General features: G+C 71.9%; 16 protein-coding genes and 1 riboswitch. Of the genes, 7 read left to right on the forward strand and 9 right to left on the reverse strand.

The window, feature by feature from the left end:
* Positions 1 to 49: 49 nt before the first annotated feature.
* From F4562_RS27170 to F4562_RS35980, 5 genes are all read right to left on the reverse strand, one after another.
* Positions 50 to 832 (reverse strand): sirohydrochlorin chelatase, encoded by a 783-nt coding sequence (locus F4562_RS27170; protein WP_184541611.1) that lies wholly within the window; start codon positions 830 to 832, stop codon positions 50 to 52.
* Positions 814 to 1,542 carry a phosphoadenylyl-sulfate reductase gene (locus F4562_RS27175; protein ID WP_184541610.1) on the reverse strand — a complete coding sequence of 243 codons (729 nt, stop codon included), beginning with the start codon at positions 1,540 to 1,542 and terminating at the stop codon, positions 814 to 816. Before F4562_RS27175 ends, F4562_RS27170 begins: the two co-directional genes overlap by 19 nt.
* Before the next feature lie 90 nt (positions 1,543 to 1,632).
* The gene (locus tag F4562_RS27180; RefSeq protein WP_184541609.1) at positions 1,633 to 1,776 is read right to left on the reverse strand and encodes an Insertion element protein; all 144 of its coding nucleotides are present in this window, start codon (positions 1,774 to 1,776) and stop codon (positions 1,633 to 1,635) included.
* Between the two features lie 58 nt (positions 1,777 to 1,834).
* A complete protein-coding gene (locus tag F4562_RS27185) occupies positions 1,835 to 3,517 on the reverse strand; it encodes a nitrite/sulfite reductase (protein WP_184541608.1) in 1,683 nt (560 codons plus the stop codon).
* Between the two features lie 506 nt (positions 3,518 to 4,023).
* Positions 4,024 to 4,149, reverse strand: coding sequence for a hypothetical protein (locus F4562_RS35980; protein WP_260315954.1), 126 nt, complete (start codon positions 4,147 to 4,149; stop codon positions 4,024 to 4,026).
* A gap of 221 nt (positions 4,150 to 4,370) precedes the next feature.
* Between F4562_RS35980 and F4562_RS27190 the strand changes: the two genes are divergently transcribed.
* From F4562_RS27190 to rsgA, 4 genes are all read left to right on the forward strand, one after another.
* A complete protein-coding gene (locus tag F4562_RS27190; RefSeq protein WP_184541607.1) occupies positions 4,371 to 4,769 on the forward strand; it encodes a YccF domain-containing protein in 399 nt (132 codons plus the stop codon).
* Positions 4,770 to 4,846: 77 nt separating this feature from the next.
* Positions 4,847 to 5,881, forward strand: a complete 1,035-nt coding sequence (locus tag F4562_RS27195; protein ID WP_246473577.1) for a YihY/virulence factor BrkB family protein — start codon at positions 4,847 to 4,849, stop codon at positions 5,879 to 5,881.
* Positions 5,874 to 5,957: riboswitch (ZMP/ZTP riboswitch) on the forward strand. (Overlaps the previous gene by 8 nt.)
* Positions 5,958 to 5,989: 32 nt before the next feature.
* Positions 5,990 to 7,246 carry a serine hydroxymethyltransferase gene (gene glyA, locus F4562_RS27200; protein WP_184541605.1) on the forward strand — a complete coding sequence of 419 codons (1,257 nt, stop codon included), beginning with the start codon at positions 5,990 to 5,992 and terminating at the stop codon, positions 7,244 to 7,246.
* Between the two features lie 254 nt (positions 7,247 to 7,500).
* On the forward strand, positions 7,501 to 8,622 hold the full coding sequence (gene rsgA / locus F4562_RS27205) for a ribosome small subunit-dependent GTPase A (protein ID WP_184541604.1): 1,122 nt from the start codon (positions 7,501 to 7,503) through the stop codon (positions 8,620 to 8,622).
* Between the two features lie 135 nt (positions 8,623 to 8,757).
* Here rsgA and F4562_RS27210 read toward each other — a convergent pair whose 3' ends face one another.
* The 4 genes from F4562_RS27210 to F4562_RS27225 all read right to left on the reverse strand — a co-directional run bounded on the left by F4562_RS27210 (position 8,758) and on the right by F4562_RS27225 (position 12,499).
* Positions 8,758 to 9,072, reverse strand: a complete 315-nt coding sequence (locus F4562_RS27210) for a WhiB family transcriptional regulator (protein WP_012893126.1) — start codon at positions 9,070 to 9,072, stop codon at positions 8,758 to 8,760.
* A gap of 104 nt (positions 9,073 to 9,176) precedes the next feature.
* The gene (locus F4562_RS27215; protein ID WP_311734000.1) at positions 9,177 to 10,124 is read right to left on the reverse strand and encodes a ferredoxin family protein; all 948 of its coding nucleotides are present in this window, start codon (positions 10,122 to 10,124) and stop codon (positions 9,177 to 9,179) included.
* A gap of 306 nt (positions 10,125 to 10,430) precedes the next feature.
* Complete coding sequence (locus tag F4562_RS27220) at positions 10,431 to 11,942, reverse strand: glycerol-3-phosphate dehydrogenase/oxidase (protein WP_184541603.1); 1,512 nt, start codon at positions 11,940 to 11,942, stop codon at positions 10,431 to 10,433.
* Positions 11,933 to 12,499 carry a TetR/AcrR family transcriptional regulator gene (locus F4562_RS27225; RefSeq protein ID WP_184541602.1) on the reverse strand — a complete coding sequence of 189 codons (567 nt, stop codon included), beginning with the start codon at positions 12,497 to 12,499 and terminating at the stop codon, positions 11,933 to 11,935. Before F4562_RS27225 ends, F4562_RS27220 begins: the two co-directional genes overlap by 10 nt.
* A 46-nt stretch (positions 12,500 to 12,545) precedes the next feature.
* On the opposite strand from F4562_RS27225, the gene F4562_RS27230 reads away from it, so the two are divergent.
* From F4562_RS27230 to F4562_RS27240, 3 genes are all read left to right on the forward strand, one after another.
* Positions 12,546 to 14,123 (forward strand): FAD-binding oxidoreductase, encoded by a 1,578-nt coding sequence (locus tag F4562_RS27230; protein ID WP_184541826.1) that lies wholly within the window; start codon positions 12,546 to 12,548, stop codon positions 14,121 to 14,123.
* Positions 14,124 to 14,332: 209 nt separating this feature from the next.
* Positions 14,333 to 15,853: a metallophosphoesterase family protein gene (locus F4562_RS27235; RefSeq protein WP_184541601.1), complete on the forward strand. Its 1,521-nt coding sequence runs from the start codon at positions 14,333 to 14,335 to the stop codon at positions 15,851 to 15,853.
* Between the two features lie 36 nt (positions 15,854 to 15,889).
* A complete protein-coding gene (locus tag F4562_RS27240) occupies positions 15,890 to 17,485 on the forward strand; it encodes a bifunctional 3'-5' exonuclease/DNA polymerase (protein ID WP_221206948.1) in 1,596 nt (531 codons plus the stop codon).
* Positions 17,486 to 17,529: the final 44 nt, after the last annotated feature.

Consider the following 17,529-nt stretch of genomic DNA (forward strand, 5'->3'; position numbering starts at 1 on the left):
GGGACGCCCGCGTTCCGTTGATCGCTCCGCGTGTCTCCGGGGCGGATCCTCAGGCGGTGGCGGAGCGGGCTCCGGAACCCGTGTGGACGGCCTGCCCGTAACGCTCCAGGAGCACCGTCGCCAGCTCCGGGGCGGCGCCCAGCACGTCGGAGACGGCGTCGGCGCCCGCCGCCAGGGTCTCCCGGCGGATCTTGTCGGCGAAGTGGCCCGGCGCCAGCAGGTAAGGCGCGACCACGACCCGGGAGGCGCCGGAGCGCCGCAGCCGCAGCACCGCCTCCTGCGGGGTGGGACCGGCGGCGGAGGCGTAGGCGGCGGTCACCGACCACCAGCCGCGCCGAGCGGCCCAGCCGTGGGCGATCCCGGAGACGGTCGCGTTGGCCCGCGCGTCACTGGAACCGGCCGAGACCAGCACCACGGCGGTGCCGGGGTCACCGGCGGTCACCCCCGCCTCGGCCAGCCGCCGCTCCAGCGCGGCGACCAGCAGCGGATGCGGGCCGAGCGTGGCGCCCCGGTACGCGCGCAGGCGCGGGTGACGGGACGCCGCCTCGGCCAGCGCGCCGGGGATGTCGACCCGGCTGTGGTAGGCCTCGGTGAGCAGCAGCGGCAGCACCGCGGCCTCGGAGACCCCGGAGAGCGCCATGGCGAGGGTCGGGGGAGCGTGGTCCAGGTAGGCGGTGCGCACCGGGACGTCGGGCCGCTGCCGCCGTACCAGGTCGAGCAGGTCCTCCACCGTCGCGGCGGCGCGCGGGTCGCGGGACCCGTGCGCCACCGCGATCAGCGGCACCGCGGGGGGAGCGCCGGATGCACGCCACCTCACAGGTGCAGCCCGCATTCCGTCTTGCCCATCCCCGCCCAGCGACCGCTGCGCGGGTCCTCTCCCGGCGCGACCTGGCGGGTGCAGGGAGCGCAGCCGATCGAGGGGTAGTCGTCGTAGTGCAACGGATTGATCAGCACGCCGTTGTCGGCCATGTAGTTGTCGACGTCGTCCTGCGTCCAGGCGGCGATCGGGTTCACCTTGACCATCTGGCGCTTGGCGTCCCACTCGACGACCTTGACACCCGCGCGGGTGACGGCCTCGTCGCGGCGGATGCCGGAGATCCAGGCCAGGTACGGCTCCAGGGCACGGTTGAGCGGCTCGACCTTACGCAGGTAGCAGCACAGGTCGGGGTTACGCCCGAACAGGCGCGGGCCCAGGTCGCGCTCCTGCTCGGCGACGGTCCGGGACGGCGTGACGTCGATGACGTTCACGTCGTAGACCTGCCGCACGGCGTCACGGGTGCCGATCGTCTCGGCGAAGTGGTAGCCGGTGTCGATGAACAACACGTCCACCCCCGGCTTGACCCGGCTGACCAGGTCGATCAGCAACGCGTCGCTCATCGACGAGGTCAGGCAGAGTCGGTCGCCGAAGGTGGCCGCGGCCCACCGGGTGATCTCGCGGGCGGATGCTCCCTCCAGGAAGCGCGCGGCCGACTCCACGATGTCCTGCAGGTCGAACGCGTCACGCTGCTGCTTCAGCCCGACCTCGATGTCCACCAGTGTCATCGGTCCCTCACCACTCCTCGTTCGCCGTGCGGGGCGCCCGCACCTCGCCGGCCGACGCGTTCACATTCACCACTTCGGAGGCGCCGGAGATCACGAACGCACCCCGATTCCGAGAAACTTCAGCCTGAAGGCGCGCGCGCACGACCGGCAGTACCAGCCGCCGTCGCCCTCGTAGGGTTCGAGGTCCTCATCGCCGCAGTAGGGGCAGTGGAAGGGGACCGCTCGCTCGCTCATCGGCTCCTCCCCGCCCGGCGGGCCCGGGAGCCGGCGTCGTGCCGGCCGGTCCGCCCGCTCACTTGAGGTCCGCCTCGTCGGCGCGCTGGACCCACTCGGAGAAGGTCTCCTCCTCGTCCTTCTGCTTGTCGAAGTTGCGCAGCACGCGTTCCACGTAGTCGGGGAGATCCTGGGCGGTGGTCTTCAGGCCGCGGACCTTGCGGCCGAACCCCGCGTTGACGCCCAGTGAGCCGCCCAGGTGGATCTGGAAGCCCTCCACCTGCTCGCCCGCGTCGTCGACGACCAGTTGGCCCTTCAGGCCGATGTCGGCCACCTGGATGCGGGCACAGGAGTTGGGGCAGCCGTTGACGTTGATGGTCAGCGGGTGCTTGAAATCGGGCAGGCGCTGCTCCAGCTCGTCGATCAGGTCGGACGCGGTGGCCTTGGTCTCGACGATGGCCAGCTTGCAGAACTCGATCCCGGTGCACGCCATGGTCTGACGGCGGAAGGTGGAGGGGTTGACCCGCAGGTCGTTGGCCTCCAGCTCGGCGACGAGGCTGTCGACCCGGTCGGGCGCCACGTCGAGGATGACCATCTTCTGCTCGACCGTGGTGTGCACCCGGTCGGAGCCGTGCCGCTCGGCGATGTCAGCGATCAGGTGCAGTTTGTCACCGTCGAGGCGGCCGACCTTCGGCGCGAAGCCGACGTAGAAGTTGCCGTCCTTCTGCGGGAAGACGCCCACGTGGTCGCGGCGGCCACCGCGCGGCAGTTCGGGTGCGGGGCCGTCGGGCAGGGCGTAGCCGAGATACTCGGTCTCCAGGATCTCCCGGAACCTCTCGACGCCCCAGTCGTTGACCAGGAACTTGATCCGCGCGCGGTGGCGCAGCCGGCGGTAGCCGTAGTCGCGGAAGATGCCGATCACGCCGCCGTAGGCGGGGGCGACCTGCTCCGGGGTCAGGAAGACGCCCAGCCGCTTGGCCAGCATCGGGTTGGTGGACAGGCCGCCGCCCACCCACAGGTCGAAACCGCGCTCGCCCTTGTCGTTGACGACGCCCACGAACGCCACGTCGTTGATCTCGTGCACCGTGCAGTGCGCCGGGCAGCCGCTCACCGCGGCCTTGAACTTGCGCGGCAGGTTGGAGTAGGCCGGGTCGCCGATGTAGGTGTCGTGGATCTCGCGGATCCCGGCGGTCCCGTCGATGACCTCGTCGGCGTCGATCCCGGCGAGCGGACAGCCCAGGATGACGCGCGGAGTGTCGCCGCAGGCCTCGGTGGTCGACAGGCCCACGGCCTCCAACCGTGCCCAGATGTCGGGGACGGCCTCGATCTCGATCCAGTGGAGCTGGATGTTCTGCCGGTCGGTGACGTCGGCGGTGCCCCGGCCGTAGAGGTTGGAGATCTCCGCGATGACACGCAACTGCCGTACGGTGAGCCGGCCGCCGTCGATCCTGACCCGCAGCATGAAGTAGCGGTCGTCGAGCTCCTCCGGGTCGAGGACGGCGGTCTTGCCGCCGTCGATCCCGGGCTTGCGCTGGGTGTACAGGCCGTACCAGCGCATGCGTCCGCGCAGGTCGGCGGGGTCGATGGAGTCGAAGCCGTTCTTGGAGTAGATGTCGATGATCCGCTGACGGACGTTGAGCCCGTCGTCGTTCTTCTTGTTCTCTTCGTTCTTGTTCAGCGGTTCGCGGTAACCGAGAGCCCACTGACCTTCGCCGCGCGGGCGTTTGTGGTGGCGGCTCGCCGGCCTGGCCGGGGTCGTCATGGCGCGTCCTTTGTGGCTCGATGGAATGATTTCCGGACACGCGCAGGCGACGGCCCTGCCGCCTCGTCATCGAGTGCGGGGGGTCCAACGGTTCAGATGGGGACGCCTGTCACGGGCCCGAGCTGGGCGAAATCAGCAGAGGGCGACGGTCAACGGACGTCACGACAGATGGCACTACGGACACGCAGAAGGTCGACGTGGCGTCGCACGACGAGCAATGGGTCCGCTGGCATGTCCATGACGATACCTCGGTGACCCGAGATGTCCAATGTCCGGTCCACCATCTGGACATGCCGGTGGAACGCGGGACGGGCTCCGGATCCCCGGCGCCACCGGCCGGACACCGGTCCGGATCCCCCGTGGCGCGGCGGGCAGGACCCCGGGGCGGGGCCTTGGCGGCACGGCGGACCGGACGCCGGAGCCGGACCGGTTCCGGCGCGGTCGCCGCCCGCGGGTCCGGTTTCGACGCGGTCGCCGCCCGCCGGAGTGGCCGGGCGGACGCCCGATCAGCCCTGGCGCGGCCAGTCGAGCGGCGACTCGCGTGGCTTGCGCACCGGCTGGTGCTGGCAGTCGCACCACGAGCCGCCCCGGCACTTGTCGTGCCGCCGCTGCTTGCAGTCGTCGCAGATCATGTCTCCATTCTGCTCCCACCCGGCGCCGGCCCGGGGATCTCCCACGCCGTTCCGCGGCGGAGCCGGGGATCTCCCACCCCTTTGGCGCCGAGCCCGGGGATCTCCCGCCCCGCCCGGTGCCGGGCTCGGGGGTCTCCCGCACTCCCCTGGCCCCGGGCTCGGGGATTTCTCAGGGGACATCCCCGTAGAGCGGCCCACGCCCGCCTTGCGATCCTCGAAGAATGCGTACTCTCCTGAACGTCGTCTGGTTGGTCCTCGCCGGAATCTGGCTGGCGATCGGGTACGTCCTCGCGGGGGTCGTCTGCTGCCTCCTCGTCGTCACCATCCCGTTCGGCATCGCCTCGTTCCGGATCGCGGCCTACGCGCTGTGGCCCTTCGGGCGGACCGTGGTCCGCGACCCCGACGCGGGCGTGCCGTCGACCATCGGCAACGTCGTCTGGTTCGTGGTGGCCGGGGTGTGGCTGGCCGCCGGGCACGTGCTGACCGCGATCCCGCTCTTCGTGTCGATCATCGGCATCCCGCTCGGTGTCGCCAACCTCAAACTGATCCCGGTCTCCCTGCTGCCGCTGGGTGCGCGGATCGTCGACGTGGACGATCCCGAGGCGTTTTATCGCAGGTAGCCCCGGGTGACGGGCGAGATCCGATCGTTGCCCGCCGGACTCGTGATCAAGCGCGGTGAGGAATACCGTTGTGTGGCATGACGTCCACTGATGCCCCGGCGCAGCGGCCAGGGCCAGGCAGGCGCCCACCCCGTGGACGCCGTGCCCGGCTGCGCTCCGGGCTCTCGCGGATCCGCGAGGCGGGCGTCCGGACCCGCGCCCGCGCCCGTACCCTCGTCTCCTGGGTCCGCGGCACGGACCTGTGGGCGCTGACCGCCGCCACCACCAACGCGGGCATCACCTACCGCGTCACCGGCCTGGCCGGGGAGGCCGCCTTCTTCGCGCTGCTGTCGCTGCCGCCGTTCATGCTCGGCCTGATCGGCGTCCTCGGCCAGCTCACCCGGGTGTTCGGCCCGGAGACGGTGCAGGACATCCGGATCTGGATCGACGACCAGGCCCACCTGCTGTTCACCGACAACGCCGTCGACACCGTCGTCACCCCGCTCATCGACGACGTGCTGAAACCCGAGAACCAGGTCTCGCTGATCTCCCTGGGCTTCCTCCTCGCGCTCTGGTCGGGCTCGCGGGCGTTGTTCGTCTACGTCGACCTCATCTCGGTCGCGTACGGGCTCGGTGAGGAGCGCGGCATCATCCGCACCCGCCTGATGTCCTTCGGGCTCTACCTGGCGGGCCTGCTGATCGGCCTGGTGGTCATGCCCGTGCTCGTGCTCGGCCCGGGAGCGCTGCGGGACGCGCTGCCGGCCGACTACGCGCCGCTGGTGGACCTCCTCTACTGGCCCGTGGTGGTCGTCGGCTCGGTGCTCTTCCTGACGGTGCTGTACCACGTGAGCGTGCCGGTGCGCACGCGCTGGTGGCGGGAGCTGCCCGGTGCGGTGCTCGCGCTCGTCATCTGGATCGTCTGCGCCGCGGTGCTGCGGGCGGTGCTGGCCGCGTGGTTCTCCCCGGTCTCCATCTACGGTTCGCTCGCGGCGCCGATCGCGGTGCTGCTGTGGCTGTACATCACCGCGTTGGCCGTGCTCATCGGTGCCACGCTCAACGCCGAGGTCGACCGGCTGTGGCCCGTCGACGGCGCAGGTCGGGCCGGTCGGGCCGGGCAGTCCGCTATCGTCTAAACGCGACTGGCGCATAGGGTGGGAAAGACCACCGGGGAGCTGAAGAGCGAGAAGGCCGAGCGCCTGGGTCTTCACGCGATGTCAACGATGGCAGGGGAGTGAAGGCGCATGAGTGCTCTTTCCAGTGTCGATCCGCAGATCGCAGAGCTCATCAAGGCCGAGGAGCGTCGTCAGACCGACACCGTCAAGCTCATCGCCTCGGAGAACTACGTCTCCAAGGCCGTCCTGGAAGCCACCGGCACGGTTCTCACCAACAAGTACTCCGAGGGCTACCCGGGCAAGCGGTACTACGAGGGCCAGCAGGTCATCGACCAGATCGAGACCCTGGCCATCGAGCGGGCCAAGGCCCTGTTCGGCGTCGAGCACGCCAACGTCCAGCCCTACTCGGGCTCGCCCGCCAACCTGGCCGTCTACATGGCCTTCCTCAAGCCGGGTGAGACCGTCATGGGCATGGGCCTGCCGTTCGGCGGCCACCTGACCCACGGCTGGTCGGTGTCGGCCACCGGCAAGTGGTTCAACCCGGTCCGCTACGGCGTGCGCAAGGACACCGGCCGCGTCGACATGGACGAGGTCCGTGAGATCGCCCTCCGCGAGCGGCCCAAGCTGATCTTCTGTGGCGGCACCGCGATCCCGCGCACGATCGACTTCCCGGCGTTCGCCGAGATCGCCCGTGAGGTCGGGGCCGTGCTCGCCGCCGACATCGCGCACATCGCCGGCCTGGTGGCCGGTGGCGCGCACCCGTCGCCGGTCGGCCACGCCGACGTCATCTCCACCACGACCCACAAGACCCTGCGCGGTCCCCGGGGCGCGATGCTGATGACCTCCTCCGACGAGCACGCCGTCGCGCTCAACAAGGCCGTCTTCCCCGGCCTGCAGGGCGGGCCGCACAACCACACCACCGCGGCCATCGCGGTGGCGCTGAAGGAGGCGGCCACCGACGACTTCAAGGACTACGCCCGCCAGGTCGTCATGAACGCCCAGGCGCTGGCCGAGGAGCTCGTCGGCCGCGGCTTCGACGTCGTCTCCGGCGGCACCGACAACCACCTCATCCTGCTCGACCTGACCCCCAAGGGCATCGGCGGCAAGCCCGCCGCGCAGGCCCTGGACAAGGCCGGGCTGGAGACCAACTACAACACCGTGCCGTTCGACACGCGCAAGCCGTTCGACCCGTCCGGCATCCGCATCGGCACCGCCGGCGTGACCAGCCGCGGCATGGGCGTGGCCGAGATGCGGCAGATCGGCGCCTGGATCGACCAGGTCGTCACCGCGCTGGCCAAGGACGAGGACGAGGCCAAGCACGTCATCACCCGGGTGCACGGCGAGGTCAGGGAGCTCACCACCCACTTCCCGGCCCCCGGCCTGTGAGCTGATCGGTCAGACCCTTCCCCGGGCGTGCCCCGGGGAAGGGGCCCGGGCGAGGCGGAAAACGGTTTGCGTCCCCGGGGAGGGGGTGCGATAAAGTTCTACGGACGCCGCCCGATCATGGGGTGGCCCCGGAGCCAGAAGGAGGTGTGGAAAGCATGCGGGTTGTGTTTCTGATCATGCCGTCCATCAACCTCCGGGTGCCCGCCTAGCGATTCGAGACAGGGGCACCCGGCTTCCCAAAGGGTGTATCCGAATTGTCTTCGTCAATCGTTCCGTCTTCTTCGTCCTCTCTCGCCGCACTCGGCTGGGACGACCACTTCGCCGCCGAACTCCCCGGTGACCTGCTGCCCGCCAGGGTGTCACGCGTCGACCGTGGCGCCGCCGAGGTGCTGACGGCCACCGGTCCGGTCCGGGCCCACTACGGTGCCAGGGTGCGGCGTGAGGCCGCGGCCGATCCGGTGGCCCTGCCCTGCGTGGGTGACTGGGTCGGGCTCCGCAGGCTGGCCGAGGGCCGCTACGAGCTGGAGGCGCTCGCTCCTCGGCGTACCGCGTTCGTACGCGGTGGAGTCGCCAGGGTCTCCAGGGGCGGCCTGTCCGGCGACTCGCAGGGGCAGGTCCTCGCCGCCAACGTCGACGTCGTCTTCGTCGCCGAGCCCGCGCTGCACGCCACCGACACCGCCGACCTCGGCCGGATCGAGCGGCTGCTCGCGCTGGCCTGGGAGAGCGGCGCTCAGCCCGTGGTGCTCGTCACCAAGGCCGACCTCGTCAAGGAAAGCCTGGAGTTCCTGATGGGCGAGGTCGCCGCCGTCGCCCCGGGAGTCGACGCGCACGCCATCTCCTCCCTCCGCGGGGAGGGGGTCGACGTCGTCCAGGGCTACCTGCGGGGTGCGCGGACCGCGGTGGTGCTCGGCGCCTCGGGCGCCGGCAAGTCCACGCTCGTCAACGCGCTGGCCGGGGTGGAGGTGATGGAGACCCAGCAGGTCAGGGCCGGCGACGGCCGGGGACGCCACACCACCGTCCACCGTGAGCTCATCGTGCTCGCGGGCGGGGGCCTCGTCATCGACACGCCGGGGATCCGCCGCATCGGTCTGTACGACATGAACGACGGCGTGGACATGGTCTTCGCCGACCTGGAGGAGCTCGCGGAGAGGTGCCGGTTCGCCGACTGCCGCCACGACGGTGAGCCGGGCTGCGCGGTGCTCGCCGCGATCGAGGACGGCACGCTTCCGGAGCGGCGGCTGGAGAGCTGGAGGAAGCTTCAGCGGGAGGCGGCCTGGATCGCGTCCAGGAGTGACGCGCGGCTCCGCAAGGAGATGCAGAACAAGTGGAAGATCATCCACAAGGAGATGCGGAAGGCCGGTCGTAACCGGCCTTGACGGGTGAGAAGTGCCCGCCGGGCGGCTGCCTCCGACAAGGCGCCGCACCGGCGGGCCCCGACAGAACGACGTGTGATCCCGCAGGGGATCGTCGCGAGATCACACGCGAGGGGAAAGCCGGGTGGAGGTACTTGCTCAGGCGACGGCGCTGATGCCGGCGCTCGCGGCGCGGCGCATGCGACGGCGACGCTCGGAGGCGCGCTCGTCCTCGTTCAGACCGCCCCAGGTGCCGTACTTCTCCGGACGGGAGAGCGCGTAGTCAAGACACTCGGCGCGGACGGGGCACTGGGCACAGATCGCCTTGGCCTTACGCTCGCGGATGTCACGCTCGGGCTGACGCTCGCCGTCGGGACCGAAGAAGAGCACGAGGTCCTCGCCCCGGCACGCGGCGTCATCCTGCCATCCCCAGCTGGGCCGAGGCCGGGCGGTCTGCCGACGTACCTGAGACATGAGAAAACCACCTTATAGTGAGAAGGTATCCGGGTTGATGCCGCGTTGGACGTTTATGACGTCCCTGGGTCCAACGCCTGGCTTGGCCGTGATGTTCCCTCAGGTCAGATCAGCGCGGACGTGGCGTGCAGCACAGGCGTCAGCCTGTCCAGCGTGACCAGCCGGTAGGTAGTGATCGTCTCGGCGCAAGCCATACCACATGGCGTTTTCAACGTCATGGGTTCAACCACTACCCGAAAACGAGCGCCATTACCGCGCACAAATGCCTCGGTAACGGCGCCGTCCGACCTGGAGGATTCCACGGCCACTCCGCCGACCGAGAGTTCGCCCGTATGGATGCGGACGAAATGCTCGGCAGCCTGCAGTGGCTCAGGGATGCCTGCGCGTCCCCGGAAACGGTCGAGGATGACCTCACCGGACCGGTACGCATCTGCTGCCGCGAGCGCAGCAGCTTGAGACATGCTGCCGTAGTAAAGCCCGTGTGGCAAGCACACGAGGTTGGCGGCGTATCGATCGCCGCCGACATGTGACGTTTCCCATACTCTGTCGGGCAGAATCTCGGCCAGCGACCGGGCGAGGGGAAGCCCAATGCGGGCGCAGCACGCGTTGCGCTTGGCATGCGTGCAGACCAGGAAAACCGGCTCCTTCACAAGTATGCAGGACTCGGGGACCACTCCGGCCACCACGCTGTCAAGGTCAAGATCGTCCGGACCTGCGATGACGCCCTCGGCCATCCACGGCTCGGCGGCCGCGGAGTCGGCGACCATGACGTGGATGCCGCCGTTCACCGGCTTTCTGTGCCCGGGTCGGCGGATGAGCTGCGGCCGGATGCCGAGTGTGGTAGCCCGTTTGATGAGGATGTGAATTTCCTCAGGGAGGCGGCATTCCTCCAGGCGTGCGGCCCAGGGGCCGGAGTGCTCGACGAGGAGCCAGAAGCGGGCCCCGACCGTGGCGCTGGCGTGGACCGGTAGCTCGCCGGTGTGGCAGCCCGCCGGGTGCGTGCAGCCTCTGGCCGGTGCGGCCGGTTCGGTCGGCGCGTTCCCCGTGATCACTTGCCCCCCTGTTTCAACTTAGGTAAGTCTAACCTAATGGCTACTTCCCTCTGTCGTCGGGAGTAAAAATGGGAAATTCGGGGTATATAGCTGAACTTTTCTGATCTTGGGCGGCTAGCCGTTCGACCCGCCGTGGTCAAGGGCCGAACGGCCCTTGACCACGGCGTCCCCGGTCTGTCGCCGTCGATTCCCGGGCGGGGACGGGTCAACCACCGGAGCGCCGCCCGGGAGGGCGGGCGGTGGGGCGGCGGAAGCGCGGAGGGCGGAAGCGCGGCGGGGCGGCGGCACCTCAGGGGGTGACGCGGGTCAGGCCGGCCGGTAGTCCAGGGCGGCGCGGGCGGCGGGAAGCGCGGCCTCGCGGTCCTCAGGGACCAGGCCGATCCGGGTCCGCCGGTCGAGCAGGTCGTCCACGTCCAGCGCGCCTTCGTGCCTGACCGCCCAGACCAGCTCGGCCCCCGTCACCCCGGTGGGCCCCGGCTCGGCCAGCCAGGGCTCCGCGGCCATCAGCGCCCGCACGGCGCCGGCCTCGCCCCCGTAACGTCCCGTCAGCCGGTCGGGGGCTCCGCGCTCCGCGCCGGCGGCTCCGACCAGGGGGAGGCGGGCCGTACGGCTGGGCCCCGCGTCCAGCCCGCCGACCGACACCGCCCGGTCCACCGCCTCCTCGGCCATCCGCCGGTAGGTGGTCAGTTTGCCGCCCACCACCGTCACCACCCCGTCGCGCGAGGTGAGCAGCGCGTGCTTCCTCGACAGGTCGGCGGTACGGCCCTCGGCGGCCAGGAGCGGCCGGAGCCCGGCGTACGCGCCGGCGACGTCCGCGCGCCGCAACGGCGTCTCCAGCACCGAGTTGAGGACGCCGAGCAGGAAGGTGACGTCCTGCTCCGGGGCCTGCGGCACGTCCGGGACGGGGCCGTCCACCGGCTCGTCGGTGAGACCCACGTAGATCCGGCCGTCGGGCTGGGGGAGTACGAGGGCGAACCGGTTGCCCTCACCGGGGATCGGCACGTGCAGCCCGGCCGTCAGACCCGGCAGCGTCCGGGGCCGCAGGACCAGGTGCGTGCCGCGGGAGGGACGGATCCGGACGCCCGGATGCAGGCCCGCGGCCCAGACCCCGGTGGCGTTGACCACCGTCCTGGCCCGGATCGCGAAGGAGTCGCCGGTGAGCTCGTCCCGGACCTGAGCCCCGTCGCCGGTCACCTCCAGGGCACGACAGCGGGTCAGCACCCGCGCACCCAGGGCCGCGGCGGTCCTGGCCAGCGCGACGACCAGGCGTGCGTCGTCGGTCAGCCGCCCGTCCCAGGAGAGCAGCGCGCCGCGCAGCCCCCGCCGGTCCAGCGGCGCGGCCAGGGCCAGTGCCCGCGCGGCGGGGATCCGCGCGGGGCCGGGCAGCAGGCGCCGGGGGGTGCGCGCCGCCGCCCGCAGCCCGTCGCCGATCCGGTAGCCCGCCATCACCAGCGCCTCCCGGCGGCGGGAGACCGCCGGGCCCAGCGGCAGCAGGTACGGCTGTGCCCGCACCAGGTGCGGCGCGGTGCGGCCGAGCAGGATCCCGCGCTCCACCGCGCTCTCGTAGGCCACCCCCACCTGCCCCCTGGCCAGGTAGCGCAGCCCGCCGTGGATCATCTTGGAGCTCCACCGGGAGGTGCCGAACGCCAGGTCGTGGGCGTCGATCGCGGCGACCGTCAGGCCCCGGGAGGCGGCGTCGAGCGCGGCTCCGGCGCCGGTGGCGCCCAGCCCCACCACCAGCACGTCCACCACCAGGTCGCGGACCTCGGCCAGCTCCCGCGAGCGGCGGGCGGCGTTGAGGGAGGAGTTCAAGGGCACAGGTACCTTTCCAGGAGCGTGGCGAGTTCCGCGTCCAGGTCGTCCTGGGTGGCGGGGCCGAGCATGGTGCGTCCGGACAGCAGGAACGACTGGGCGGTCAGCAGCACCGCCCCGGCCAGGGTCGCCGGGTCGCCGGGGCGTACGGTCCCGCGCTCCTGGCCCCGGGCGATCGCCGACCCCACCAGCGCGAGCATGGCCTCGTGGCTGGAGCCGCGCCGGTCGAGCAGGTAGGGCAGCAGCAGCTCCGGGTCGACCTCGACGATCTTCCGCCAGAGCGGGTGGTCGCGCAGTTCCCGCACCACCGACACCGCCGCGGTGACCGGGTCCTCGTCGGCGAAGCGTCCCGCGACGCGCACCCACTCGCGGGTCATCAGGTCGGTGACGAGGCTGCGTACGTCGGGCCAGCGGCGGTAGATCGTCATGCGCGACAATCCCGCCCGGCGGGCCACGTCGGTGAGCGTGGCGCGCCTGACCCCGACGGCGAGGACCACCTCGCGGGCGGCGTCGAGCACGCGGTCCACACCCTCATCGGGCGGATTGTTACGAGTGGACGGCATATGTCACAGTGTAGAGGTGGAAACTCCGACGAGCACCGCCGAACCCATGCTCTGGTCCGGCTGGGGAGACCCGGCCAGGGCCGCCGAACTCCCCGAACCGGTCCGCACGCTGCTCCACGACATGCTGGGCGTGCGCCCGCCGCAGACCCCGGCCGTGAGCCTCGGTGAGGTGCGGTTGCCCGCCGCGAGCCTGCCCGAGCACGTCCTCGCCGAGCTGCGCGGCGTCGTCGGCACCGGTCACGTGCGCTCCGACGACGAGGCCCGCGTCCGCCACACCCGGGGCAAGTCCACGCCCGACCTGATGCGGATGCGCGCCGGAGACGGCTCGGACGCGCCCGACGCCGTGGTGCTGCCCGGCTCCCACCGGGAGGTCCTGGACGTGCTGCGGGTCTGCGCCGGCCACCGGGTCGCGGTGGTCCCCTTCGGCGGCGGCACCTCGGTGGTCGGCGGCCTGGTCGCCTCTCGCCGGGGCTTCGCCGGCGTCGTCGCGCTGGACCTGGCCCGGCTCGACCGGCTGGTGGCGGTCGACACCGACTCGATGGTCGCGGAACTGGAGCCGGGGCTGCGTGCCCCGCAGGCCGAACGGCTCCTGGCCGGGCACGGTCTCACCCTCGGCCACTTCCCCCAGTCGTTCGAGTACGCCACCCTCGGCGGGTTCGCCGCCGCCCGCTCCAGCGGCCAGGCCTCGGCGGGGTACGGCCGCTTCGACGACATGGTCGTCGGCATGACGGTGGCCACCCCGCGCGGCACCCTCGACCTCGGCCGGGCCCCCAGGTCCGCCGCCGGGCCCGACCTGCGCCAGCTGGTCCTCGGCTCCGAAGGCGCCTTCGGAGTGATCACCTCCCTGCGGCTCCGTGTGCGGCGGGCCCCGCAGGAGCGGGTCTACGAGGGCTGGCGGTTCGAGTCGTTCGCCGCGGGCTCGGCGGCGCTGCGGCGGCTCGCTCAGGAGGACGCCCTGCCCACGGTGCTCCGCCTGTCGGACGAGACGGAGACGATGGTCGGCCTGGCCAGGCCTGACCGGGCCGGCGTCCTGACCTCGGACACGGGCTGCCTGGCCGTCACGGGGTACGAGGGCACCGCCACGCGGACGCGCGAGCTCCGGGAGCGGGCCGCCGCCGTGCTGGCGGAGCTCGGCGGCGTCCCCCTCGGCCCGGAACCCGGCGAGTCGTGGACCCGGGGCCGCTACTCCGCGCCTTACCTGCGCGACTCGCTCCTGGCCGCCGGCGCGACCGTGGAGACGCTGGAGACGGCCGGGTTCTGGTCCGGCCTGCCCCGGCTCTACGACGCCGTACGGCTGGCGTTGCGCGACTCGCTCGGCTCACCGCTGGTGATGTGCCACATCTCCCACGTGTACGGCACCGGTGCCTCGCTCTACTTCACGGTCGTCACCGCGCAGAGCGACGACCCCCTCGCCCAGTGGGCGGCGGCCAAACGGTCGGTGAACGACGCGATCCTCCGGGCGGGCGGCACGATCTCGCACCACCACGGCGTCGGACGCGACCACCGGGAGGCGTACGCCGCCGAGGTGGGGGAGCTGGGGGTGGAGATCCTGCGCGGGGTCAAGGAGCGCCTCGACCCCGCCGGCATCCTCAACCCGGGCGTCCTGGTCCCACCGCGGAACTGAAGGCGCGGCGCTCCCGGAGCCGTCTACTCGAACCGGCTCCCCGCGGGCCCGGGCACCCCACGGCCCGCCACGCCCCGCCCCGGCCGTCCGGTCCACCGGCCCTGGCCGTCCAGGCCACCGGACGGCCAGGGCTCCCGGTTCCGGCGGCGGGGCAGCCCGGCTTCCCCGAGACGGGTGCGTCTTCCTAAGATCATTGCAAAGATGTGGTCATGGTCGACGTCGGCGAGACCGCGGAGCGCGGGAACGGTGTCTCATCCGGGGTCTCCTCCCGAGTCTCGGAGGAAGGTGCGGGCTGGTCCTGCTCGCAGATCGGCACGTTCAAGGACCTGCGACCCGACCGCGCCAGCTTCTCCTGGCTCGACCCGCGCACGCTCTGGCGCTCCCGGAACGAGATCCTCGCCGCCCTGTTCGGCGACCCGTCCGGGCAGGTCCGGTCGCGCTGGGTCGCCGCCCAGCGGAGCCGGGGCGTCGACGGGTCCTTCCGGATCCCGGTGGAGACCGGCCCCGAGTTCTCCTTCCTGGTCCTCGGCGACACCGGCGAGGGCGACGCCTCGCAGTACGCCGTGGTGCCGGGCATGCTCAAGGTCGGTGAGGGCACCGCCTTCGCCGTCGTGGCCAGCGACGTGATCTATCCCACCGGCTCCGGCAACGAGTACGAGGACAAGTTCTTCCGCCCGTACCAGGACTACCCGGCCCCCATCTACGCCGTTCCCGGCAACCACGACTGGTACGACGGGCTGGGCGGCTTCATGCGCGTCTTCTGCGACGCGCCCGCGCTCGAGGCGGTGCGGGAGGGCTTCAGGCTCTCGCCCTCCGGGCTGCGCGGGCTGCTCTGGCGCAGACCGGAGAGGATCGACGAGGCCCGCCTGGCACGGGCGCGCGAGCGGCGGGGAAAGCCCGGGCAGCGGGCGGTCCAGCCCGGCCCGTACTGGGCGATCGAGACGCCGGGCCTGCTCGTCGTGGGCGTCGACACAGGCATCCGGGGCGACCTGGACCGCGAGCAGACCGACTGGCTCCGCGAGGTCTCCCGCGACCCCCGGCCCAAGGTGCTCGTCACCGGCAAACCCATCTACACCCGCAACGAGTACAAGCCGTCGAAACTGGCCGGGGGCGGCACCGTGGACGACATCGTCACCGACCCCGCCTGCAACTACGTCGCGGCCATCGGCGGCGACGTGCACAACTACCAGCGTTTCCCGGTCCGGGTCGGCGACCGGACGATCCACTACATCGTCGCGGGCGGCTCCGGGGCCTTCATGCACGCCACCCACACCATCCCCAGGGTCACGGTGGGCGGGGTGCACGAGGACGACTACCGGTGCTACCCGCTCCGCGGCGACTCGCTGTCGTTCTACAGCAGGCTCTACAGCGAGCGGTTGCGCATGCGCTGGCTGTACCTGACGCCCGCCGAGAGCGCGGCGCTGATGTCCCGCCGGATCGGCAACACCCCGGTCCGCGACATCCCGCCCGTGCCGGTCACCCGGCGGATGCGCTGGGCGGCGCGGCTCCTCGGTGGCTGGCCGATGCCGTTCCGGCTCCCGGTGGGCCGGACCTTCCACCGCTACCTGTCGGAGCTGTCCGACTGGGACACCCCGCCGTTCTTCAAGAGCTTCCTGCACGTCTCCGTCACGCCCGGCACCCTGCGGATCCGCTGTCACGCCGCAACCGGCTGCCTTCCCCAGGAAATCGAACCCCCGATCGAGGACGAGGTCGTCATCTCGCTCTCCTGAGCGGAAATGTCGGTTCGGCGTGGCAGGCTGGGACGCATGAACGTGGCAGTCGCGGCCGGCCCCGGCGGCGGGGGCGTGCTGCAGGCCGACGGCGAGCCGGCCAGGGCCGTGGCCGACCTGGCCGCCGCCGTGCGCACCCTGGAGGCGGCCCGCCCGCGCTGGGTCTGGGCCGACACCCGGGAGGTCTATCCGGCCCTGCTCGGCGCGGGGGTCCGGCTGGGCCGCTGTCACGACCTCGCGCTGACCGAGGCCCTGCTGCTCGGCTACGAGGGGCGCCACGACGAGCCCCGGTCGGCCCAGGCCGCCCACGCCCGGCTGCACGGCCTCCCCGTGCCGCAGGACCGGCACGACCCCCGGGTGCGGCAGGCCACCCTCTTCGAGGAGGAGCCTTCGCCGCCCGACGCCGGCCTGGTCGCGGAGGTCCACGCCGACCAGCTTCGGCGTGTCGAGGCCACCGCCGACCCGCGGCGGTTCCGGCTGCTGGTCGCCGCGGAGTCGGCCGGGGCACTGATCGCCGCCGAGATGGCCCACGAGGGCATGCCCTGGCGCGAGGACGTCCACGACGAACTGCTGACCGGCCTGCTCGGTCCACGGCCGGTGCACGGCATGCGACCGGCCAAGCTCCAGGCGCTGGCCGACCAGGTCTGCGCGGCCTTCGGCACAACGTTCAACCCCGACTCCCCGCAGCAGATCACCAGGGTGTTCAGGGCGGCCGGCGTCCCGGTCGCCTCCACCAGGGCCCACGACATCAAACGGGTCGACCATCCGGGTGTCGCCCCGCTGCTCGCCTACAAGGAGCTGGCCAGGATCCACAGCTTCCACGGGTGGGCCTGGGCCGACCAGTGGGTCCGCGGCCACCGCTTCCGCCCCGAGTACGTCGTGGGCGGCGTCGTGTCGGGCAGGTGGGCCACCAGTGGCGGCGGTGCCCTGCAGATCCCCAAGGTGATGCGCAGGGTCGTGGTGGCCGACGAGGGCTGGACCCTCGTCGTCGCCGACGCCGCCCAGCTCGAACCCCGGGTGCTGGCGGCCATGGCCCAGGACGTCGGCCTGGCCAGGGCCGCCGGGGAGATCGACCTGTATCAGGCGCTGGCCCAGGCGTTCGGCGGTGAACGCGACCACGCCAAGATCGCGATGCTGTCGGCGATGTACGGCGGCACCAGCGGCGACGCACCCAAGCTGCTGGCCGTCATGCGCCAGCGCTTCCCCGCCGCCTACCAGTTCGTCGAGGACGCCGCGCGGGCGGGGGAGGAGGGCCGGGTGGTCCGCTCCTGGCTGGGCCGCACCAGCCCACCGCCCTCGGCCCGCTGGCGGGAGCTGGTCTCCGGGCCGGACGGAAGCCGGGCGGCCCGCGACCGCGGCCGGTTCACCCGCAACTTCGTGGTCCAGGCCACCGCCGCCGAGTGGGCACTCGCGTTGATGGCCGTGCTGCGCGGGCTGCTCCCCGACCCGGCCAGGCTGGTGTTCTTCCAGCACGACGAGGTCATGGTGCACTGCCCGGCCGAGCTGGCCGGTGAGGTGGTCGCGGCGGTCGGCGAGGCCGCGGAGGAGGCGACCAGGCTGTTGTTCGGGCAGACCCGGGTGCGCTTCCCCATGCAGGCCGTCCCGGTGCGCTGCTACGCCGACGCCAAGTGACCCCCGGCCGGCCGGCGGACCGGCCGGCTCCTCACCGGGCCGGG

This window comes from Streptosporangium becharense (genome assembly GCF_014204985.1).
Taxonomy (GTDB): domain Bacteria; phylum Actinomycetota; class Actinomycetes; order Streptosporangiales; family Streptosporangiaceae; genus Streptosporangium; species Streptosporangium becharense.